This window comes from Psychrobacter sp. JCM 18901, assembly GCF_000586435.1.
In the GTDB taxonomy this organism is placed as follows: domain Bacteria; phylum Pseudomonadota; class Gammaproteobacteria; order Pseudomonadales; family Moraxellaceae; genus Psychrobacter.
The window spans coordinates 92024-116909 of record NZ_BAWH01000001.1 but is presented as its reverse complement, the minus strand read 5'-3'; the positions used below and the strand labels follow the sequence as shown (position 1 = coordinate 116909).

11 protein-coding genes and 4 pseudogenes are annotated in these 24886 nt (G+C 43.3%); 9 read left to right on the top strand and 6 right to left on the bottom strand.

Annotation, left to right across the window (positions count from 1 at the left end):
- Positions 1-149: 149 nt before the first annotated feature.
- Together TT11_RS00565 and TT11_RS00560 are read right to left on the bottom strand one after the other, a co-directional pair.
- Positions 150-571: pseudogene (locus TT11_RS00565) on the bottom strand (lipocalin family protein).
- 1267 nt (positions 572-1838) lie between these two features.
- Positions 1839-2975, bottom strand: coding sequence for an NUDIX domain-containing protein (locus TT11_RS00560; protein ID WP_261868743.1), 1137 nt, complete (start codon positions 2973-2975; stop codon positions 1839-1841).
- A 299-nt stretch (positions 2976-3274) separates the two neighbouring features.
- On the opposite strand from TT11_RS00560, the gene hemP reads away from it, so the two are divergent.
- A complete protein-coding gene (gene hemP / locus TT11_RS00555) occupies positions 3275-3433 on the top strand; it encodes a hemin uptake protein HemP (RefSeq protein ID WP_227672156.1) in 159 nt (52 codons plus the stop codon).
- Positions 3434-3756: 323 nt separating this feature from the next.
- On the opposite strand, the pseudogene TT11_RS16775 reads toward hemP, so the two are convergent.
- Positions 3757-8749 (bottom strand): annotated as a pseudogene (locus TT11_RS16775) (translocation/assembly module TamB domain-containing protein).
- Positions 8750-8851: 102 nt separating this feature from the next.
- A complete protein-coding gene (locus TT11_RS00530) occupies positions 8852-12280 on the bottom strand; it encodes an autotransporter assembly complex family protein (RefSeq protein WP_261868738.1) in 3429 nt (1142 codons plus the stop codon).
- 524 nt (positions 12281-12804) lie between these two features.
- Between TT11_RS00530 and TT11_RS00525 the strand changes: the two are divergent.
- The 8 genes and pseudogenes from TT11_RS00525 (at position 12805) to TT11_RS00495 (ending at position 22364) form a co-directional block, all read left to right on the top strand.
- Positions 12805-14137, top strand: a pseudogene (locus TT11_RS00525) (MFS transporter).
- 273 nt (positions 14138-14410) lie between these two features.
- Positions 14411-15049 (top strand): 2-polyprenyl-3-methyl-6-methoxy-1,4-benzoquinone monooxygenase, encoded by a 639-nt coding sequence (coq7, locus tag TT11_RS00520; RefSeq protein WP_261868973.1) that lies wholly within the window; start codon positions 14411-14413, stop codon positions 15047-15049.
- Positions 15050-15285: 236 nt separating this feature from the next.
- Positions 15286-15978, top strand: coding sequence for a hypothetical protein (locus tag TT11_RS16770; RefSeq protein WP_370587725.1), 693 nt, complete (start codon positions 15286-15288; stop codon positions 15976-15978).
- Positions 15932-16411, top strand: coding sequence for a tetratricopeptide repeat protein (locus TT11_RS16765; RefSeq protein WP_370587724.1), 480 nt, complete (start codon positions 15932-15934; stop codon positions 16409-16411). The genes TT11_RS16770 and TT11_RS16765 overlap by 47 nt, the downstream gene beginning before the upstream one ends.
- Before the next feature lie 371 nt (positions 16412-16782).
- Positions 16783-19188 carry a triacylglycerol lipase gene (locus tag TT11_RS00510; protein ID WP_261868737.1) on the top strand — a complete coding sequence of 802 codons (2406 nt, stop codon included), beginning with the start codon at positions 16783-16785 and terminating at the stop codon, positions 19186-19188.
- Between the two features lie 451 nt (positions 19189-19639).
- On the top strand, positions 19640-21136 hold the full coding sequence (locus tag TT11_RS00505) for a cytochrome ubiquinol oxidase subunit I (protein WP_370587723.1): 1497 nt from the start codon (positions 19640-19642) through the stop codon (positions 21134-21136).
- Positions 21136-22152: a cytochrome d ubiquinol oxidase subunit II gene (cydB, locus tag TT11_RS00500; RefSeq protein WP_057759155.1), complete on the top strand. Its 1017-nt coding sequence runs from the start codon at positions 21136-21138 to the stop codon at positions 22150-22152. The genes TT11_RS00505 and cydB overlap by 1 nt, the downstream gene beginning before the upstream one ends.
- A 95-nt stretch (positions 22153-22247) precedes the next feature.
- Positions 22248-22364 carry a DUF2474 domain-containing protein gene (locus TT11_RS00495; protein ID WP_101206161.1) on the top strand — a complete coding sequence of 39 codons (117 nt, stop codon included), beginning with the start codon at positions 22248-22250 and terminating at the stop codon, positions 22362-22364.
- A gap of 187 nt (positions 22365-22551) precedes the next feature.
- Here the strand turns inward: TT11_RS00495 and murU are convergent.
- Together murU and TT11_RS00480 are read right to left on the bottom strand one after the other, a co-directional pair.
- A pseudogene (gene murU, locus TT11_RS00485) lies at positions 22552-23288 on the bottom strand (N-acetylmuramate alpha-1-phosphate uridylyltransferase MurU).
- A gap of 46 nt (positions 23289-23334) precedes the next feature.
- Entirely contained in the window at positions 23335-24438 is a 1104-nt protein-coding gene (locus TT11_RS00480; protein ID WP_261868733.1) for an aminoglycoside phosphotransferase family protein, read from the bottom strand.
- Positions 24439-24886: the final 448 nt, after the last annotated feature.

Here is a 24886-nt window from a genome sequence, read left to right as displayed (position 1 = left end):
CATAATAGGTTTCATTCTCTTATATAGTTCTTATATATAACTAGTAATAAAAACAAAGGCAGCTATATATGCTGCCTTATTCGAGACGTAATAAAATAATAATCGCTATAGGGCTTAATTAGTTAGAGCAGTAGACTTAGTTATAACGCTTATGGTGCTAGACTTACCGTTTGGTTGCTCTGCGACGTCAATGTAAACTCTTTTAAGTCATAACCTTGCTGCTGAGCAATTTGACGATATTTAGTATACGTTTCCTGACTGATATTTGGCGAACGTGCTAGTAGCATAAGTATTTTTTGTCAGGCGTTCCTACTAGCGCAGTTTTATACTCCGCATCACGTGCCAGTACCCAATAGTCAGCACGGCCGACTGGAATCCAACGAATCCACTTTGGTAAAAATGTCACCTTTAGTTTACTGCCACTTTCATCGACTGGCTTAGCCAAACCCTCTGCCACGATACTTGAACCGTCCTCGCTCACACACTTATTAGTAACCGTGATTCCTGAGCCGTCATCTTTTTGAGCATAATTGGCGGTCACATCACCAGCACATTTACGCTGGAAATACATCGGCAAACGGCCGATTTCATACCAAGTACCTGCATAGGTGTTCAGATCTACACTATCTACAGTAGTTGGCGTGCTTGCAGATTTATGAATAATATCGCTTGGCTTAACCGATAGCACATCAGTCGTGGTCTTCTCGCTCATCGCATCATCAGACATGCCATTAGCTGCCGTGTTATTAGTTGCGATGTTTACTGGCGGCGTGGCCGCATAGGCTGAGAACGCTGCTAACGGTATAATAATTGCTAAGGCAATGCCTGTATGTTTGATCAGTCCATTCATAAATATGCGCTCCGGTATTTCTTTATAAGATGAATTGTTTGTTGATGCATTACTCATTTGCTCAGCGTCGATGGCGTGTTCAGAACCATTGTTTAGATTATCTATTTGATCCTCTAACAGTCCCGACATTAATGGCTCATCTTCATTTAGCTTTCGTGGCTGCTTATTTTGCGATGACTTATAGCCAGATGATTTGTAGCCTCTAGCCACGTCATCATTGTCCTCATTGCTATTTTTTAGATCTTTGCTTATCTCGTTGTTACTCATAGCTGACTCTTTTGCCCTAGGGCTTTTGTCGGCGCTTTTGTATCCAAAATAGCTGTCTTGCGAAGACGTGTCTTTTGCCAGATGGTGCGAATATTCGCCATTCGAGCTGTCGTGATTATAGCTAGCATCGTTACTAGCTTGTTTTGTCTGTTGCGTATCATCGCCATATTCATTGTCATTGAGCGATTGCTTAGATTGCTTAGGCTGCTGAAGTTGAGAACCAGCTGCCTGTGAATCAGTCCATGCTGACTCAGGTAACTTATTGGTTTCATAGGAGTACCATTCTTAAATAGTGATTGTTAAAAACGCTGTATGTACGGCATCTATTTGGTCTCGTTTTCTAAAAGCCATTTGCTTTGGTATAAATTATTCGTGCAAAACTTGACTCTACAAAAGCTTTTTTATTATTGTATTTTGAACATTACTTTTGGTTAGTCACTTGTCTAAAGAAATAAGATCAACGTATCGTAGATATGCAATATATATTAAGGATAACTGGACTATTAAAACAGTAGTGCAATGTAGGAAAACGCAACGGTTTGTAAATAACTATGGGGTTTGAGTGTTGTTTGAACACATCATAACCACACAGTTACTTGCTGGATAACTAAGTTAAAAATCAGTTATTTGAACTTACTAAGCTTAATACGGAAGTCTAATGCGGGTCACATTCAGCTATATGACACCATAGATTGCCTGTAGCTTTCTTGAAATATGCAGATTATATAAACTGACGGATACCTGCCACACCGATACCGCCATACTGCAATGCTTGATTGAGCATAGCAGGCTCCAGACCGCCTAACCCAATGATAGGCATATCAGCTAACTCTGCTAATGCTGACCATGCTTCCCAGCCAAGCGGTGCGTCATCAGGATGCGTTTGGGTAGCGAGCACAGGCGATACAAAAGCACCGATCACTGGTGGTAGCTTCTGTAGTATGCGCATGCTGGCAAGTTGATTGGCTGCCGTTATGCTCGCAATGTCATGGCAGCTGACGATAAGCGGATGGTCTTTAGATAACGACTGCGTGAGAGCTGTAGAACTGCCTACCTCATCGAAACACTGCATCAGTGTCGTTTGTGTCAGATGCTTGGCAACTATTCGCTGGCCAATCTCTGTCTCATTAGCGGTTAGTGATTCCTCAACATTCAAAGGCTGCTCATTATCATTAGGTAAAATCGCTAAAATATCTGGACGTGCCGTTATCAGTTGTTCAGCAAGATGCTTAGATCTTGCGTCCTTCAAGCGGATATATACCCACGACTCTGATGCTAGATTTTCTTGATGATATTGTAGCCATGCTGCCGCTGCATCAGTGTGTGTGTTGAAGTGTGCCAGAGGATAAGTAATCGCTATATTCGATGGAAGTTTCAACCATTCAAGGATTGTCTTATTAGCAGCAGGCAAATGATACGCTCCTGCCAAAAGCTGTAATTTGCTTACCCAAGTTAATGCCTGCCCTTCCAAACCCTGTTCACGGTGTCTATGCTGCTCGTACTGCTCTGCTGTCAGCTCAATCTTATAAACCTGTAAGCTGACCTGCTTATCGCCATAATCATGATGCAAACGCCCAAGCTTAACGACAGTATTATTATCAAGCAGGATACCTGTCTCTTCAGCTACCTCTCTTATCAACGCTTGCGCTGCTGACTCATCTGCTTCTATCTTTCCACCGACGAACTCGTAACGATTTCCCTGATGTTGAGTAGCATCTCGAAACCCAAGCAAATACTGGTCTTTATAATGAATGACAGCCACTGCAACATTTACAATGCTGGGTTTGTCAGTTTTCGCCTTACTATTTGTCTTACTTTCCGGCTTGGTTTCTGATTGTTGATTTGACCTATTCGACATACTTATATCCTTTATTTTAGTGTTTGCTCTGATTATTTCTGATAATTTAATAGTTTTTATAGACTAGATGATTTATTGAAATTTATTACCTAACTCATTAATTTATATAGATAAAATATTCAATCGAGATGATTTATGTCAGTGAACTTAGATAAATTTACATAATAACTGCATTTTATTTTATCAATTGCCTTGCAAATTTATCAAATCTAATGATAATTATTATCGTTAAAAACAATTACGCTATGGTTAGCCAATTTTTTTAAGCCACTTTTTTTCAAAAGGAATTTACTATGAGCATGGTCATCTCTCGTTATTTAAACTGTCGTGAAAACCGTTTACCTACTTTGCAATCACAACATCTATTTGCACTGACTAAAGAGGTACGTATCGAGCATGAAGGCGAAGAGTATCGACTACGCCTAACTCGCAACAATCGCTTGATTCTAACCAAGTAACGTCTATTTCAGTGACACCTTGTTCAATACTTCTATAAAAAACGCCTTCATTATGAGGCGTTTTTTTTACATGCTATAAAACTTAAAAATAATTTCAAAAGCGCTCTCAGTTGATATCAACTAGAAAGCAGTTGTCTTACTAAGGCGTGTCTTCATTTTAAAAATGGTGATGAAAATGAGATAAATCGCAGTCAAACAAGGAAAATAGCGCAGATAATATCGAGATATTAGTCAGCTATTTGACGCTGTTTGGCAAGATTTAGCCATTTTTAACCCATTTAGATAACTATCGATTGAATTGAGGACATGCCCTAATAAACAATTTAGAACTGCCAACTATAGACCACATCTACTGCGTTTTCCGCTGCTGAGCTTGCTTCTACATAGATACGGCGTGTCAATTGATAACGAACAGAAAGGCTGTTTTGCGCATTGAAAACACCTACGCCATAGCGAATGTACAAATCAGGGGTCACATAACCTGTGACGTTGACATTGGTGTCCTCGCTACTACCTGAAGCATCGACTGTCAAACTCTGCAAACCGAACGCCTGTCCGATTTGATTGGTCAGGCTACGAGTACCACTCAGACCAAAGCTCAGTCCAGCAGCAGCCAGATTATTGGTCACTTGCGATTTGAACCCTTGCTCACTAATTTGCGTCGCGCTCTTATTATCGATGCGGCCTGTCACCAACGCGTTCATTGCTTGCTGCTGGGTCAGTCCTGCATTGTTAAAGACGATAATATTGGGGCTTTCGGTCGTTCCTTTAACACGCAGACCAACTGTTTTGCCATTAATTGTTTTGGCCGCTTCAATACTCAAGCTCGGTTTCATCACGTCGCCATTAAAACGAACTTGACCATAATTTAGCTCTAGGTTCTGTCCAAAGGCATTGATATTAGTACGGCGTGAGACCTGTACAACACCTCTGGCACGCATGATACCTGTGCCATTCTGAGTCACATTAATTGCACCTGCCAATGGAATAACTGCGCCAAAACCACGGAAGTTGATATCATCACCCAAATCAACACCGATATCAGCATTGATTGACCAAGGTTTTGAGATAGCCAGTACTTCATCGATATTACCAATCAAACGACGATCTAATACGACTGCATCTTCAGTCTGAGTGATAATATCTTCGCTGGCTTCAGGCGGACGAATGGTCGCAGACGGCACACTGATCGCCCCTTTTATATCAACATAACGGTCGCCTGGGCGCACGATAATATCAATATCAGGATCAATTTCAGCAACCAGTAATGGCGGCTGGGTAATGACTAGGCCTTCACCGACGATACTCAACTTGGCTTGCAATTTTTGCTGCCAGTTGACTGTCCCTGACAATTCGCCTTCACCTGTACCACTATTGAATGTGCCATCAATAGTCGCTTGTGTGCCGCGGATTTTGGCTACCGCATTTACTTTGGATAGATTCACGGGCAAATCAAGCATAGCTATACGGCCGTCAGAGAGTTTTACGTCGCCATAGAACTGTGGTTTGGTTAAGGTGCCGCCTAGCACCCGCCATTGTAACGTTACCTCTTAGGACGCGCATACCAGGGAAGAAAGGCTTAAATATCGCAAGATCAAGCTCGTTCAGCACCAAGGCACCAGAAATTGGTTTAGGGTCTTTATAAGGATCGACGATCACTTCAGCATAGCCACGCGCACCGCGTCCAGTATTGATATCAGTACGCAGCTTGATACCCTCAGGCACAGACAGAGCAATGAGAGAGACACGTTTGTATGGCAAGGTCATTGATGTGCTCTCACCATCTTGAACAAGGCCTATCTTGCCATTGTCTGAGTATAGCGTGGTATTAATGGTTGGCGGACGACCACGTTGCCACCCAACGATTGCTTTACCATTAATCTTGCCATTCCAGTCAATATCTTCTGGCAAGAACACTGAGAATAACGACGTGTCTAAATTCTGCAACGCTAAATTGACTTCACCTTGGTCTGGCGATGCCACTAGTTTTTCTCGTAGACAAAGTTTGCCTGTTTGATCCGTGGCCTGCCAGCAGTGAGCGGCAAGCTGTACTTTTAGATCACGATTCTCACCACCTTGGTTGTAAGGTAAATTCACAATCAGCTGTGCAGGTTGCAATTGATTCAAAGTCGCATATTTAGATTTAATGCGGCCTTTCCCAATGACACCTGACCAGCTTAGCCTATCTCGATCAAAACCACCTTTTAGCCTAGCGCCGACATCGAGTTGCTTATTGGCCACATTGAGATCGACCACATGAGACTTTTCGGTACCATTAAAGGACGCTTTAACACTATCGAAACTTTGACCAGCAGCATCTAGGCCTTCAGCCGTCACGATTAACTGACTTGGGCTATTGGCCAAGTTGACCAGTTTGCCGCGTACACGGCCTTGACGCAATATAAAGCCAGGTAGCGCAAGTCGCTCACCGACCAAATCAATATAAATAGTAGGCAGTGCTTGACCAGATGGTTGAGACAGCGTGGCACCGCCAGTGACTTTACCAGCCAGTTGGCTAGACAGCTGATCTAGACTGGTGATATTAATTTTAGTTTGTAGCTGCTTAGCGTTGCCGTTAGCGGTGACATAATTGTCACCCCAACGCAGTACAAGGTTATTAGCGTTTAAGCTATCAATCAAAGCATTTACTTGCTTATACTGTGCTTGGGCATCTTGGGTCTGAAGTTGCTTGAAGTAACTTGCTAAATCTTTAGGCAAACGCATTTTCGCTGATAGGCTGCCTTTGGCACTCAGTTGCTGCCCTTTTAGCATGCCATTTAGATTAACTTGTTTAATATTGACAATCTGCTGCGTGTCACTCCAGCGGCCATCTGTATCAATCGTACCAGTGATAAGGCTTGGAGTATCTTTTAGGAAGTAGCCAATGTTAAAACGATCCATCACCGCGTTGATATCCCATGCAACGCCTTGACGCACATCAACGGTACCGCTGGCATCGATACTACCTGCCGCACCCACATGACGGAAACGTTGATACGGATCAACTGACTGTCACCACTGGCTTCTATATTTAGCTTACCTGCTGGCAATTGCTCGGCATCCAATATGCCGTTGAAATTTACGGCAAAGCGCTGCAATGTGCCTGCGGTGTTTTTGCTGTTTTTTGGCGCATTTTGCCATTCGCCACTGGTCTTTAGATCGCCTGTGATTATCGCTGGATTATTGGGTAAAAAATAACCCAAGTTGAACTGGTCAAAACGACCATCTATATTCCAGCCGATATTTTTACGTAAGTCGATAACACCTTTCGCATCAACTGCGCCCGCTTCACTTTTATAGTTCAGCTTACGAATACTAATCAGCTTTGGCGTACCCGCAGCATCGATAGATAGACGACCTTGTGGTACATCTGCTGTATCAATCCGACCATCAAAACGCGCATCGAACACCGACAGCTCGCCACCTACAATATCGACACTGGCATCACCAGCACCAGTAATACCGATAGCACGATCTGCTTGTGTCGCATCGAGCTGCGCTTGCATATCGGTATTGTTTAAAGTAATCACATGACGTTGACCGCTAACACCATTTTTAGTGATATTTAGCAGTCGACCACGCGCACTTATACTACCTGTTAGGCGTTCAAGCGGTAAATCGCTACGATATTTCTTAGGGAGTAAACCTTTTGTACTGGCGTCAATCTGCCATGTCAGTGGACGCTGTTTGCTCGCCAACTGAATCTGTCCTGTGCCGGATAAGTCTCCTACGATGCCGTTATAATTAAGACGATTGATATCTATGACATCACCAGCCTTACGTATACGTAGATCATAGTTGCCTTTGGGGGCAGCATTGAGCTCATTGATGACGGCATTGGCATCGACTGATAGGGTCGAACCTCGAACGATGACGTCCGCCTGCCCACTAGGACTGTCGATATTGCCAATATTGGGTACGTTACGGCGGGTTAAGTTTTTCCAGTTAGCATCAATATACCAAGGCGCAACCTGCTTAGATTTAGCAGAAGTTTTACCACGGATCATATTGGCATTGATGTGCTCACCATCACGCTGACGCAAATCTGCATCAATCTGCGTGTTACCAGTAGGATTCTGCTGCTGATAACGCAATGACAGCCTACCGTTAAGGGTTTGCGGTGCATAAGCTTTGAAGTCAGCATACTCAGCCGGAATAGCTTGGCGAATATTAAAATTACTGCCTGTCGCACGCACCGTGGCCTCAAAGCTGTCTTTCCAATCTAGAATACCTTGCAATGCCAAACGTCCCGCTGGCACGTCAGCATCTAGGCGATCTATACGTAGCTGACTGTTGGCAATAACGGCTCGGCCTTGGTAATGACCTGATGGAATGTCTTTGGCCGTCAATTCAGTGTTGATACGCAATCGTATCTCAGAGATGACACCAGAAGCTGTAGCTGTACCGCTTTGTAGACGAATGTTTTGACTATCGGCGTAAGGGATAAGAATATCATCCCACTGTAGTTTTGCATCAAACGGCGCACCTGCATCTAGCCCCTGCACTACAAAGTCGCCTCTCACATCGCTATCGTTATAACGACTACGTACTTTACCGACAGTACGTTTAAGCGTTCCCGTTGCAGAGATATTCAATGGGTCGATATAGGCTTTTTCAAGGGCGCTGACTTCCGCAATCGCACTCAAATCTAGTGGATAGTCACCCTGTAGGTCGATTTCTCCTTGTAAGGCACTGACTTTCACGATATCAGCATACTGCAGGTCACCACGACCAACAGTCACCGTGCTACCTACCCACGTCAGGTCACGCGCCGTAATATCTTGAATAACGATAGGATCTTTGGTTACTTGCTTATAAGTGATTTTCTTAATTTTTGCTTGATCAAAACGCAAGTTTACTGGCAACTTTAAAGTTTTATAATCAAACGGTTCGCCAGTCGGCGGTTTTTTATTGATAATCTCTATAGTTTGAATATCTGCATCGCTTAAATGCACTTCTTTTGCAAATACTGCACGCCAGCCTATTTTTACATAGGCTTTATCTACTAATATCTCAAGATCTTCAGTCGCTTCAATATCGATATCAGTGACCCAAATACCATCGCGCAAGTTACCGCGTCCATATTTGAAATCAATACCTGTTTCAACACTAATTTTTTTCTAATATAAGCTTCGTACCAGCGTCCGTACCAGCCGCATAAAAAAATATGGCAAACATAATCGCCAGTACGATAAGCACCAATACCAGCAGTTTGAGCAGAAATGACAACGGATACCAACGCCTAACGGCACGGGCATCACGCTGTGCTGGATCTTCATCTGGAGCATTATTAGGCGGGGTATTTTCTGTCAGCATGACACTCAACTACGTTAAAAAATGAAGACCAGCAATCGGTACGATAAGTGATGATTAGAACATTTGGAGCTACTAAACATTTGGAACTACTACATTAAGCGATTATAACGGTGACCCAATAAAGAAGTGCAGTCGTACAGGAATGCTTTCCTCTGTCACGCCAGCAGCCACATCGACGCGCACCATTCCTACAGGCGATGCCCAGCGGATACCGACACCAACGCCGACTTTTGTCTCAGTATCAAAATCTTTGTCATAAGCATTACCGACATCAGTAAAGAATGCGCCACGGAAACCTGGTTTAAATTCATAGTTATACTCAGCACTACCGACCGCTAGCACCTGCCCGCCCGTTAGATAGCCTTTGTCTAATGGTGACAAGCTCTCGTAGTCATAACCGCGGATACTCTGATCGCCACCTGCAAAGAAACGCAACTTATAAGGCACATCGTAAAAATCATCCGCCCAGATATAACCGGCATTGGCACTACCTAATACTTGATGTTTTTTGTCTTCGCCAAAGCTATAGATACCACTAACACCTGCACGAATAATCGCCATATCGGTATCACTGAATGCGCTATCAGTGCCAGCCTCGATTGAGTAGTACTGGCGCATACCTTGCGTTGGATTGGTAGCGTTATCAGTATCTGTTTTATTCATACCATAGCCAAATAGCAGCGCGCGCTGTTTCGGACTTGAAGAGGTAAAGCGGATAGGCAGATCATCTAGCGCTGCACCGTCAACCCCCGTCTCAAGCTCATCCAAGCGGTAACGCACAGAGTAGCTACGGTTCCAGCCAGTGTCACTACGGATATTACGTGCCAAGGCCGCTTTTAGCGTTGTGGTCGACAGATCGAAATTACCTTCCCCTTGGTCAATCACTTCTTCTTCATAAGTAAGACGTGCATCTAGCTTATCATTGAGCGGATGATTCCATGGTCGACTGGCATACACAGCCACGTTTTTGCTGATTCTCGACACTTCTGTTTCTGCACCTGCTTGGTAGCCTTGGCGATTGAGCAAGTTATAGTCTATTTTTGCGGTGGCGCGAACGCCTGTATCTGTTCCATAACCCAGACCAACTTGAGCATCACGTGGTTTATCCGCGTATACAAACACATATAAAGGTACTTTTTTGCTTTCTGCAACGTCTTGCGGCGTTTTACGTCCTGCCAGCGTTGGCGGTACAAAGTTTTCGTCAGTGATCAGACTCTTCTCATCAGGGAATATCTTTTGTGCGACATTGCTGATTGAATCACTAATTTTGCCCAATAGATTATCAGCTTCCTGATCTTTTTCATCGAGCACACGGTCATTCGGCAAGCGGCTTAGTCGTTCTGCTTTTTGTCTGATGGCTTGCAGCTTATCAAGGGTGGCTTCATCAGCTTCAAAATCAATAGCAGCGATATCCGCTTCATTGACCGTCTCGCCGCTGTTAGCACTCAGAGCATTATCGCTCTCTGCACCTATATCACTATTATCATTGACCGTATTTTCTTTGCTAGCAGTCACATTTGAGGCAGCTGCGCCATCATTGTCTACATTGTTAATATCGTCATCTAATGTGTCGTTACCCTCGGTAGCAGCATTGTCAAACGCCAAGGTACCAGCTTCACTACTATCAGTTGGTGGTAGTATCGACTCGACGTTGACCGTATTAAAGTATCGAGTTGCCGATAAGTCGTTACTAAACTTCGTAACTGCTGGACGATAAAACGGCTCGCCCGGCGTAAAGCCATAGAGCTGTTGCAATAATGAAAGCTCTACTGGTAACTTGTCAGGATCTTGGGTCAGCGTATTGGTTTCTTTGTCGTAAGTAAAAAACACCACATCGTCAAACTCGTAACGATCACCTGTGTTGTAAACCAACGAGACATCCGCTTTGTTATCAGGCAAGATGATATCAACAGATTTGTTCAGCCAGTACTGGTCGAAATAGCCATAGGTATTGCTCAAAGATTCTAAAGCCGCTTTACTGCTCTTATAGACACGGTGATTAAAAATATCACCTTCTTGCGGCGGCAAGTCTGCCTCAAGCGCTGCAAACTCTTCTTGCTCACTGCCCTCACCGCGAATCTCAATAATACGGCTATCTACCAGTACCGGCTCGCCCAGCTCTTCAATCACCACATTAACTGTGTCACGATCAGGTTGGGTCAGACGCAGCTCAACCTCGTAGTAACCAACGGCTTTAGCAGCATTCTGTGCTGTTTCGCGCAAACGTGGCAATGCTGCAGTAAAGTCAATAACCGACTGAACGGAAGTATCATCTAGTGCTGCTTTGATGTTTTTCATTGGCTGAATATCATTATCAGCCTCAATCAGCTGAGCCTTACCATTAGGAGAGTCTTCAGCAGATACTTGCTCTAGATAAATAGCGGTTTCTACATTTGGCAAAGCTACCACGCCACCGTCATTAAAAAAGCGATTGTACAGACGCGTCACGATATTACCTCTATTGCGCGCGCGTGGCCGTGGTCTATTGGCTTGTTCGATACTTTGATCGACGGCCTGAGTATCATTCTGATAATCTGGTAGATAGTCATTCGGATTGATAATATCTGTCGTCGTACCTTCTACATTGGCAGGCACATTCGTACCAGCTATCACCTCATCACTACTATCATCAGTCGTCAGACCATTTTCATTCTTAACAATAGCTTCATTACTAACGACATCTTCATTGCTAACAGCGCCACTCACCTCAATCGGACGTGACATCCCTTCAGCTGTACTCGCCTGCTCTTGCGTTGTTTCATTTCTACCCAACGTATCAAGATTGCTAGGCGCTGGCAAGTTTGTCGCATCTAGCTCTACATCGAGACCAATTGGCGATGTTGTGTCATCTAACGTAGCGATTGGCGCATCAAAGTCACTGTCGTTATTGCTAGTATTAATACTATTAATATCTTGAGCATTCTGCGCATCCATTGCAGCTAGCTCACGATCGATCTGCTCAGGGGTCATCATTTGATAACCCTGCTGCTGGATCTCGGTTGCTTGTTGCAACAGGTCATCATTAGAAGCGATTGATTGAGCGTTATTTGGATTATATGAAGTGCTTGGACTGTCAGGGAAACTCTCTAGATCTTGAGAGTTGTTTTGAGAAACTGTATTTTGTGAATTACTGCTCTGAGAAGATAGGTTTTGAGCATTGGCATTTTGCGTCGTCGAGTTTTTAGAGCCTGACTTTGTCGAGTTAGGTTTCTTAATGCCCAAGCTCTGTTCGCTATAGTCGTCCAATACTGACTGATCGATGATGCCTTGCTCTACTGCTTTTTTTAGACGTAGCGCATCTAGAGCCATATCTAGCTGAGTATCGTCAGTTTGGTCAGTAGCAGATGAGTTGGTGATAGCAGTATCGTTTACATTATTGATGGTATCTGCCATTGCCGCAGGTGCCATACCGAACAAACTGGTCGCAAGCGCAGTGCACAGTGCAGAGCGTCTGAAATTTTTACGCGGCGCTGCTGGATATGTACTTGGATTATTACTATCGTTTTGGATTATGGCTGTGTCACGCTGCATCATTAGACCCTTGCATGCTCGAGTTGAAGGCTGCTTTATCATCTTTACGTCCTATCAGCTCACGCGGCACAATCTTATCAACGATAACGATCGTCAAGTCTGACCGGTGAATAAACTTATAGCAGTTATCTGGAATTAATGGTTTACTACTTTAATTTTATGACTGGTTATCTATAGTGTCGGCTTTAGCACTGTATACCTAATACTTTATAGGTCTACTAGCTTAGAAAAGGCTACTAGCTTAAAGATAGCATTGATGGGTAGTGGCCTTTGTTTTCACTACTATTTATACCCTAAAACGCAATCACATAAAATTTATAAATCATAACTTAGTTAAATATCGAATCATAGCATTGACTGCATGTATTTTCACCGAAGCCTTGCTATTATACGGCTTAATATTGATAAAACCTATGCTATATCTTGATATAGTTTTTAATAAAATTTACGATTATTATCATAAAAAATTGTCGTTCAGCGCCGCTCTTTTCTCTATCAGTCGCGATTTATCTGTAGGAATGTCCATGTCCAACCAGTTTCAGTTATTCAAGCGCCGTCGTTTTAGCGCTATGTTTTTCACCCAGTTTTTGGGCGCATTCAATGACAATATTTTTAAGCAGGCGCTCATACTGGTGCTCACTTATACTGCCGCCAGTAAATTGGGCGTAGAGGTCAGCATCCTTAATAACTTGGCCGCCATGTTATTTATTCTGCCCTACTTTTTGTTTTCTGCTTTGGCAGGACAGATTGCTGATAAGTATGAAAAATCAAAGCTTACGCAGTTCATCAAACTCCTTGAGCTGGTCATTATGGCAGTTGCTGCGGTCGGCTTTGTCTTTGAATGGTATGCACTGCTATTTGTCGCGTTGTTTTTGATGGGTACACATTCGACTTTCTTTGGACCGATTAAATACGCTTATCTGCCGCAAGCGATGAAAGAAGATGAGCTGGTCGGCGCCAACGGCCTTTTTCAGATGGGTACTTCGCTGGCTATTTTGGTCGGGATGATTGTCGCTGGTATTTTGACTCAGCTATCACAATCATTGTATTGGATTAGTGCCACGGTGTTGGTTGTCGCTGTTTTGGGATATTTAGCCGCACGCTATATCCCTACTATGCCAGCGATGCAGCCTGACCTGAAGATTAACTGGAATATTATTACGACTAGCTTAGCTACTGTCCGTTACTTATACTCCTTGCCTTTTTTTATTCTTTATCATTCTTGGCAACAGCTGGTTTTGGTTTTATGGGGCGACATTTTTGACCCAAGTGCCAGAGTTCAGCAAGGTGATTTTGCTTGGTGATGAGTCAGTCGTTATTTTCTTACTCACATTATTTTCTGTTGGGGTGTCAATCGGTTCAGTACTGTGCAAAACATTGACCAAAAACAAAGTCAGCTTGCGTCTATTACCTTTTGGTATTGCTGGATTAAGTATCTTTGCTATTGATTTGTATTTTTCACTTTCAGGTTTAGATATAAATGTGAATAATGACACATTACTTGGCATCGGTGATTTGTTTAATATAAGTGGTAGCTGGCGGGTATTTGCAGATTTATTCTTATTAGGATTTAGTGGTGGTTTGTACATCGTACCGCTATATGCTTCTATGCAAGCCTACGCACCTAAGAGTCATCGAGCGCGTATTGTCGGTGCGAATAACATTTTTAATGCGATATTTATGGTTACGTCAGCGATTTTTGCGATTGTTATCTTAAACGTTTTAGGGTTTACGCTACCGCAGTTATTTTTGGTGACAGGGCTATTGAATATAGTGTTTGGTGCATTTTTATACATCAAACTCAATAAACATATTAAGCATGCCGTTATCCAAACCAACGATGGTATAGCGCCGTAAATACGGTTAGCGCCGTAAATACGGTTAGCGCCGTAAATAAGTTTGGCTCCATAGATATAATAGTCTAATCGTTGCGCTGATGACTTCGTTGCTGTTATAGCTAGAGCAGTCTACCAACCATCTATAGATTATTTATGGGCTACCTAGACAGTAATATTTGAGCCGATAATTTGGATTGTTTGCTATAGTAATACGCATTATGCCGTTGCGTTTAAACGGTAATACATTTTATTTTATTGACAGTTTTTAACACCATCAGGAGTGAGTTATGACCTGCGTCCTTTATCTAAAATTGACCAGTTGTTACTTGGGGTCGATAAGGCATTACGAGCTGTCGTGCCACATTCTAATCCAAGCACGCGTCCGTTGCCCGTCAGTAGCGATGAGATTCCTGAGCTGACCATCACAGAGGCTCGGCACGTCTCAGGTCTTATGCGTATTAATCATACAGGTGAAGTATGTGCGCAAGGTCTATACCATGGCCAAGCGTTTGCCGCGAAAGATAATGGTGTCAAACAAGCCATGCAACAATCGGCCGAAGAAGAAGTCGATCATTTGGTCTGGTGCGAGACTCGTCTAAGCGAACTTGGTAGCCATGCCAGCGTATTTACACCGCTTTGGTACGGTATGTCTTTTGGACTCGGTGCGGTAGCAGGTGCGATCTCAAATGAGTTTAGTCTAGGGTTTGTAGCGGAGACAGAAGCGCAGGTCAGCGAGCATCTACAGGATCATATCAAGCAGCTACCTGAACATGATCAGCGCTCAAAAGAAATACTGGCACAAATGGATAAAGAGGAGCTGCATCATCGCGAGCTAGCACTTGCAAGTGGCGGCGCTGCCCTTTCTCCGGCAGTACGTCGGACCATGCGATGGATGGCAAATCGTATGAAAGATACCGCTTATCATTTATAGCTTATGGTTACAGGTACTGTTGTTAGCTGCTGTTGTCGACTTTCTTACTCATCAACGTCTACACAGATTTACGTAGGTTTGCTTAATTCTAGCGATTAACAATCCTACCACAGATAGCGTAAAGCTTAATTTGCTACGGTATTAAAAATTTGTACGATTTTCCAGCAATGCGCTATTTATATTACCGTCCAATCAATGAATAACAACCAAATAAATTAAACAAGGTAACGATTTTTATGAAAGCGATTCTCTCTAGTAGCCACTCTATTAAGTCACCAAAGTTTGCAACATTGACCGTTATGGCTGCAACCTGTGCCATGCTGTTATCTGCACCCGTGAATGCAGCAGAAACTGATGCCACTGCAACAGCTGTACCTAGTGCAATGGACTCAAGCAAACGTGTGATTCGTCTTGCTCGCCCCAATGCAGCTATCAGTCCTGCTCAAGCCAATGCCGCGCAAACAAGCTTGCCAGCAACACCTGCGAGCAACAGCCAGCCGACTAATGCGCAAACAACTAACATGCAACTAAGCGGCACTCTGCAAAACAATGCATCTGTTAATACTGCTCAACCTCAAACACCGCAAATGATGTCGCCTGCTGCTGCACCTGTCATGAACGGCACTACTCGCGTTTATGAGCCTGGTCCAATGACAGCTACCGGTATCGACTTGCGTAGCGGACAACTTCCGAATATTCCTACACCGCAAGTACAGCTCTCAGACATGAGCTTTGTCAAAACCGTACTGATTCCACAACAAAAAGGGCTAGGTACTGATAAGCTTGATGTTAGCTTATTAGATGACTTCATCGCTGATGTATCCCCTAACGCGCGCCACTATCCACCAAACTTCCCTAACCGCTCACAGCGCCATTACACACGTGAAAAAAATCAAAGTATTAGCGGATTGGATCGAACCTTATGCTAAGTCGCCAAATGCTTCTTATGATGTGTTGCTTCGTGCCGCTAAGCTAAACGGTATGGGTCGTAATCTAGATTTGGGTTCAGACTACACGGTACGTGGTGGTCAGTATGTCGATCGCGCTATCAAACTGCAACCTGATAGTGGTGAGGCTAACTTCTTATACGGTATGATGCTATCAGAAGGTGGCGGCTTCAAAGAAGGTCAAAAGTATCTAGATCGTGCGGTCGCTTTAGGGTACACCGAAGCAGAACAAAGCTTGGCACAGTCAGATCTACTTAGTGACCGACGTGCTAATGCGTTAGAGCGCCTACGTCGTCTTGAAGGGCAATACCCTAACAACACTGTCATTCCTCAACAAATCAAACTTGTTGAAGAAGGTAAGTTCTACATTTGGGATATCCCTGCCCCTGACATCAGTGTAAAACCAGGTGCATAGATATTCTGTACTTGTTGAGATTAGCTATTGAGGGTTTGATTCATAAGATATTTGTTTAATAAGACCTTCACTAGGTCAAATCTCTAATAAATAATCTAAGCTTTAAATAACAAGCGCTTTTGTTTTATATCTATAAGACCAAAGCGCTTTTTTTCGACTAGCAGAAACCCATTCGTTTTAAAACATGCTTTTGTAGAACTGCAAATGAATAGTCTAACGCCAAAAGTTGCGCTACACTCATTGTAAATTGCTACTTTCATTACTCGTACTCTCATAACCACCGTTTATTGGACTGACTTATGACTTTCGCTGGCTTTGGCAAACAGACAATAATGCATACTAATAAAAAAACTCTGCCCATTACTTCACTTATGCTTTTGGCGGCAGCAGTATTGCTACCAGCGTGTAGTACGGTGACGGTCGATAAACAAGCCTCGGCCAAGACCATCTCAGCGCAGCGCGGCAATATCGTCACTGACAATGCGCTAAGTAGCGACACAACATCTGCTTTGCTATCAGCAGGACTGAATGAACAAGCCTGTATGCAGCAATTTGACTTATGCTTGACTCAGCTCTCTGACAGTATGCTTAACAGGCACTATCGGCCTGCCTTAGCTATTTTTGCAGAACTGCACTATGCAAAAGCGCGTCAACTATCTGATTCGAAAAACTGTCGTAATGCGCTTACACGCCCGCCACTTGATCCGTATTACGCCAACGCGCCTTTAAGTGATGATGATGCAAGAACGCAGCAAAAAGAGACCGACCTGTGTTTGACCGACTATCAAGCAAGGTTGTTTGATGCCGTCAAATACAGCTACACCTACCTATTTCATGACAGCTTGACCCATGACTTTGAAGGTGCAGAGCAAAATAGCAATAGCCATCGTGCGCAAAACCGTATTCCGAATGACAATGACATCCAAACCCAGGACATTTATAACGCTGCTAGCAATGACGTTATTACTCAAATCTATCAATCGACTGAAAATGCCAATAAATTGATGGGTGATACGACAGTAGAATATCTGCCAATAACCTCTACCAAGCGTGACAACACGGATGAAGCAGCAATTGCCAATCGACCACCGCTAAAGGGCAAAGCAACAGACCAAGTCAAAGTCATGAAAGTGACAGTAGATGACTATAACCTTGATATTTATTTGCCCAATGAAAACAACTATCTGCAAAATGCTCATAAACAAACTTCCGCTTTGGCAGACTTATCATCTACTTATGAGTTGCGACTTTCAGGTCTCAATTCCGTGAGTAAGCGCCCTGGTTTGGGCATCAGTTTGGTAGCGTCATTGGATGATCGCTATACCACCACAATCCGTCAGTTGTTGGTTGCCTCCTTATCTGGTCGACTAACAAATGAAGATAAAAACACCGACGACAGCGAGCCAAGCTCTCGTATTTATCCGACTGGACACCTGTTATTAACGGGTCTGATTAAGCCAGACGGCGATAGCGTATTAGATGCGCTGAGCAGTCGTAAGCTTGATATTCATTTATATAACCCGTACCAAACCGAATCCGTTAATATTCTCAATGATGACTACCCACTGGCAGCCAACTTTTCGGCGGGATATGGCTTATGGCTATCAGAAAACCAGTTAGATGGTGTGGGTTATTTAAACTTGATTACGCGCCAACCAGATGCTCAGCTGCCCAAACTCTTTATGCTTGAGCCTTATGATCCTGATAAACGCGTGTTGATTATGTTGCATGGGCTAGCCTCTAGTCCGGCCACTTGGGTCAATCTTACCAACGATATTCTTAATGATGACAAGCTGCGTGATAATTACCAAGTTTGGCAAATATTCTATCCAACCAATCTGCCTATTTTAGAAAATCGTTATCAGATTCAGCAGTTAATCAACAGCACCTACCAGCAGACTGATCCTGATGGACAAAATCGTGCCAGTCGAAATAGTGTGATTATCAGTCATAGTATGGGTGCCATTATCGCTCGCATGATGCTGTCTGATGAAAATTTAGTCGATGATTTAGATAAGCTCAATGATAAAGACATACTCTCTAGTAATGAGAAACAGCAAATCCGTAACGCGCTTAAGACTTCTTTTGGCGAAGATGAGTTAAAGGAGCGTTTTGAGCTACAGGCGTTGCCGCAAGTAGACACTGCTGTTTTTCTATCTGCACCTTTCCGTGGTACCGATTATGCAGATCGTTGGTTCACCCGTGCACTACGCCGCATCGTTTACTTACCTGTAGGTCTGGTCAAAACATTCACTGATAACTTAGCGACCATTGCCACACAAGGCGACTTGGCACAAAACCCACTGGGCGCATTATATTTGCAGAACGGTGCCAGCCAGTTAAGTGATAAGTCTTCTTTTATAGAGTTAACCAAAGACATCACTATTAATGAGCGTATCACTTACCATTCAATCATTGCCAATAACGATGCCGATATCACTAAAGGACTGGCACAAACGCAACCAAACGGTGCCAAGATTGATTTGTCTCAAGCGGTAGAAGACAATGCTGGAAATGAAACGGCGAGCGTTGATGTGAGCGATAATACTGAGACAGCACAGCTACCACCTGAGCCGCTTGTTGCCGCTGTAACAGTCAATGATGATATCAGTCAAGCACTGACCGAGCGTTTGTCAGATGGTATCGTTCCTTATAACAGTGCCCATCTTGATGGCGCTGCGTCTGAAACCATTATTAATGGCGGTCATAGTATTCAGACCAATCCGCAGACCATTTTGACGTTGCGAAGAATTTTGCATAAGCAGCTACAAGAATGATGTAGATTTTTGTTATTTCACAAGGTTTTTGATGTGCAAATCGTAACCTTTAAACATCAGTCATAGCTTTCAGATAAGCAGTATGTTCGCGCATACTGCTTTGTTTTTAATAATATTAATTTTATTTTTCAATGTTTGAATTATGTTATTTTGATGACTCTTAGGTCTGCAACAGACAGACTGGGTTGCTTGCGTGTATATCTAGGTGAGCGCATAATATATCTATAGCACATGACAGTAATATGTAAATTTATAAGGACATAAATTATTCAATTCAGCTAAACAGTGAGTCGCAAACTTAGCCACAATTTATGTCTAATGGAGCTAAGTCCACGTCACTGAGCTATTGCCCGTAATGCTTGCCACTTTGATCGATGGATAGTTACGGACAGTTACTTGAGCGTTGTATGGAAGTCAGCGCTATTCAGCTAACAGATGAGAGTAACCGTTTATGTTCGCTACATTTATGATTGACCAGCTCGATGCGCTGATGCTTGCGCGTATCCAATTCGCTTTTGTTATCTCGTTCCATATCGTCTTTCCTGCCTTTTCTATCGGACTTGCCAGCTGGCTTGCGGTGCTTGAATTCCGCTGGTTGAGAACTGGTGAACCTATCTATGCTGAAGTCTACAAGCATTGGGTCAAAATATTTGCTGTCGTCTTTGGTCTAGGCGTGGTATCAGGCGTGGTAATGTCCTACCAGTTCGGTACTAACTGGGCTGTATTCTCTGATAAGGCCGGTAACGTTCTAGGCCCATTGCTCGCCTATGAGGTACTGACAGCATTCTTCTTAGAAGCGTCCTTCTTAGGTATTATGCTATTTGGCTGGGGCCGTGTAAGCAAACGCATGCATTTTACCGCCACTGCCATTGTTGCCATTGGTACACTGATATCAGCTACTTGGATTTTGTCGGCTAACAGTTTTATGCAAACCCCTCAAGGTTTTATGGTGAGTGCAGACGGCCTACTTTATCCGACCAACTGGCTTGAGATTATATTCAATCCCTCATTCCCTTACCGTTTCGCACATATGGTGACGGCGGCGTTCTTAACCACTGCCTTTGTCATTGGCGGTATCGGTGCCTACTATATCCAGTCCAAAAAACACGCCGAGCACCGTCAGCATGGTCGTGTCATGCTAGGTATGGCAATGATTATGGCCATCTTTGTGGCACCAGCACAGGTGTTAATTGGTGATGAGCATGGTCTAAATACGCTTGAGCATCAACCTGCTAAAGTGGCTGCGATGGAAGGGCTCTGGGAGGATGAACGTGGTGCTGCACTACGTCTCTTTGCGATTCCCGATCAAGAAAATCAGACCAATAAGTACGAAGTAAAAATTCCTTATGTGACTGGTTTAATCTTAACCCACTCGTTAGATGGTGAAGTTAAAGGGCTCAAAAACTGGGCACCTGAAGATCAACCACCCGTTATTATCGTGTTTTGGGCATTTCGTATCATGGTTGGTATTGGCATGCTTATGGTACTGGTCGGCCTATTCAGTCTATACAAATACTTCAAAAAACAGCAGTTCAATACTGACAGTGTCTGGTTCCACCGTGCTTGGATGATGATGACTCCGCTTGGTTTTATCGCCTTATTATCAGGTTGGTTCGTAACCGAGACAGGGCGTCAGCCTTGGACGGTTTATGGGGTCATTCGTACTGCTGAAAGTATGTCTCCGCTCGCAGCACAGCAAGTAGCGACAACATTGATTGGCTTTATCGTGCTGTACATATTTGTCTTTGGTGCAGGCAGTTTTTATATCTTGCGCTTGATTGCTCAAGGGCCGAAACCTTATACAGATCCTGCAGAAGATAATTTCTACGAGCACTCAGTAACCGAGAGCCAAGGCCGCGCGTTAAGTGGTGATAGTAATCCTGCCAAAGGTACTGAAGAAGGCTTAGATGAGCCTGCAAATGATGTCGATGATGGAGGATTACGCTAATGTTTAACTTCGGTGATGTATTAGATTTACCTCTTATTTGGGGCGGTTTGATTGCTTTGTCTGTCTTTGTCTATGTACTGCTTGATGGCTTTGATTTAGGCTGCGGTATCTTGTTCCCTTTTGCAGGCTCAGATAAAAACCGTAGCCGCATGATGAACTCTATCGCGCCATTTTGGGACGGTAACGAGACGTGGCTAGTGCTAGGCGGTGGTGGTCTATTCGCAGCATTCCCTGTTGCTTATGGCATTATCATGACAGGTCTTTATTTACCCGTGACTGCCATGTTGTTCGGTCTTATCATGCGCGGTGTGGCGTTTGAGTTTCGCTTTAAATCCTCTTCACGTCGGCATGTATGGGATACCTTCTTCTTTGTCGGTTCAGTCGTTGCCACTTTCTCTCAAGGCATTATGCTTGGGGCGTTAGTGCAAGGTTTAGAAGCCAGTAACCGTCTATATACTGGTGGCCCATTTGATTGGCTCACGCCCTTCTCGATTGTGTGCGGATTTGCTATGATTATCGGCTATGCCTTACTTGGTTCAACGTGGCTTATTATAAAAACAGAACACACGTTACAAGTATGGGCGCGCCAAGTTTCTAGATGGATGCTTACTGCGTTACTAGTAGCGATGGTTGTGGTCACAGCGTTTATGTACTTCTCAGACATTGACGCATTAGAAGGATGGTTTAGTTTCCCAGATTTATTGTATCTTGCTCCTATGCCTATCATTGTCATGCTCTTATTCTTTATCATGCGTAAAGACTTAAAAACAGAGCGTGAGTATCGTCCATTTTTACTAACGGTTGCTCTATTTTTAATGGGTTACATCGGCGTTTGTTTCGCCCTATTCCCTTATATCGTACCGTATCAAATGACGATTTATGAGGCTGCTGCTGCCGATACTTCATTATCATTCATGCTGATTGGCGCCTGTATCATGTTACCGATTATCTTGAGCTATACAGCATTTGCTTACTATACCTTCAAAGGTAAATCTGATCACAATCCGATGTACTAGTCGCTAATCGCGGCGCGCAACGGATCAGCTAAAAAGGATGGCTATCATCGTTTATAGATGATAGTCACACTTCATACGCTAATCAGGAGATCTCTATGAAAAAGTTCAGTAAAAAACAATCGCAATGGGCATGGTTCGTGGGTCTATATTTAGCAGGGTTTTTAGTGGTGTTTACCATTGCTCAGCTAATTAAACTAGCCATGGGTGTTTAGCGTAATCGCCTAATCATACGATTGAGTGCTAGTTAGTTAGTTAGCTAATGAATAGCTTGCTAGATGTTAAATTTGCATTTCTATCTTGCCAATATACCTTGTAGATGTATCGTAAAAAAATAACTCTATATGCATAAAAAAAGCAGCGTTGAATAATCAACGCTGCTTTTTATTTATCTTAAATTTATCAGCTTGGTTTACCTGCATGCTCGATATCATTCTGTTCGATAAACTGATTGACCTGTGTTAGACGCTCTGGGGTCCCCACGTCTATCCAATTATCTGTTGTCACTTCAGCGGTAATCTGAAACTTTATCATTGCTTGCTTTAGTAGTGGTGCTAATGCAGCAGGCTGTCCTGATACCAGACCTTCTACCAATTGGGTGACATTACGCTAATACCAGCGAATGTATACTTATCCGCATCGCCAACCGGATGTTCACTAGCAAGGCCATTATTAATCGCGAAATCGCCGCCATTATTGTGCTCTGGATTATCAATCAATAATAAATGGGCGCGCTGATCCGCTCCCAATGTATAGTCTGTTAATTGAGAAAAATCATAGGTAGTCCAAACGTCAGAATTGACCAGAATAAATGGCTCATCCTTTAGTTTACCTGATTGTAATGCCTGAAAAATACCGCCTGCAGTCTCAAGTGGTTCATCGTCTTCTACTGACCAATGCAGCTTTACGCCATACTGCGAACCGTCACCTAAGGTGTCCATTAGCTTATCTGCCAACCATGATGCATTGACCGTGATATCAGTAATGCCTGCTGCTTGTAGTGCTTTAATATGCCAAACAATAAGCGGTTGACCTGCGACTTCAACCAAAGGCTTGGGCGTCTCAAGCGTTAATGGACGTAGGCGTGTGCCCTTGCCCGCTGCCAAAATCATGGCTTGTGTAATCGTAGAGGTAGACATCTGCGCTCCTATCTTTATTATTTAAATTAATGTAGCTGGGCGTCATCTACGCTGAAGCAAACTTCTCTTTATAAGCAGGTAGCACTGCCTCTTGTAACCATTGATTAAACGATATAATTGATTGCTTTAGTTCATCATTGCCATGTTCGGCAAGCCAGTTTAATTCAATAATCAAATCACGCATGACTTTAGGAATATCCGCCAAATAGCGGTCTTTGCCATCACGCTCAGACAAACGAATAAAAATCCCTAGTACCTTTAAGTGACGTTGTACGCCTATGACATTCACATCGTTTTCAAACTGTACCGCGCTATCAGCAGTGGTTAGTGATTTTTGCTTTTGTAGCTGCCAAAAGTCATCAATCCATGCAGATATTTGGCTCTCTGGCCATTCAACATAAGCATCGCGGACTAACGACACTAAATCATAAGCATACGAACCAATGACGGCATCTTGAAAATCAATCACGCCCAACTTTGATTTATCTGCTTGATCTTGCATAAGGTTGCGGCTGTGATAATCACGATGGACCACCACTTGTGGCTGTCGCAAAATCTCATTCATTAACGCTGTTTTTAGGTTTCCCCAAACCTGCTCATCTAGCGCGACACCAATATAAGGCATAAACCATTCGCTAAATAAATCCATCTCGCGGTCTAATAGTGCTATATCATAATCTGGCAATTGGTGTTGCGACTTTGCCGTTTCTACTGGTACCGTTTGTAGCGCCACTAATGTCTGCATTGCTAGTTGATAGTAGTCATTGATTTGGTCTACGGTTGCATCGATAAGCAAATGGGCAAATTCTACTGTGCCAAAATCTTGTAATACCAAAAATCCTTTTTCTACATTTTGTGCAGTCAGAGTCGGCACGTTGACAGCAGGTGCCATCAGCTTAGCGACATTGATAAACTGCAGCATCGCATCTTGCTCGTCAGCGGAGTCCATGACGATATAATGCTTATTGGCGCTATTGTCTGTCTCTGATAGTTCGATACGATGATATCGGCGGGCACTAGCGTCACCAGGTAAGCTATCTAGACTAAATGTTTGATCTAAAAATACTTGCTGTAACCATTGTTCTAATTGCTGTTGGCGGTTGTTATTTTCATCGATCATATCAGTCTCTAAAGTCGTTTTGTCAGTCATATTGGGCATCGCTGGTTAAATATAAGTCATAAATAATTAAAGTAGTGATAAGTCGGACAAATACTTGCTAAAATAGCGATATGTGTCGGTGCTCTACAAGCTGTCACAGACGTATTGCTATATCATTCAATACTTGATGTCGGATAGAATCGCTATCGCTACTTAAAAATCAGCATGGCTATATTATAAATTTTGGTAAATAGTGTAGCTGATTTGGTTTTTTTGACTATGATTAGTCGTCATTATATGTAAAACATCCAAATTTTTGAGAATACATTAGTCATATTTTAGTCGCTCGTTCACTGCTTTATGTCGTTCGGTGATACCGCTACTAAACTCAGTCATGCAATCCAATAAGCTCTGCAATCATAGGTGTGCCCTTGTTATATTCTCCGCTTTACCAAAGCATCCGCTTGATCTTATTTGGTGCCTTAGGTTTATCTAGCCT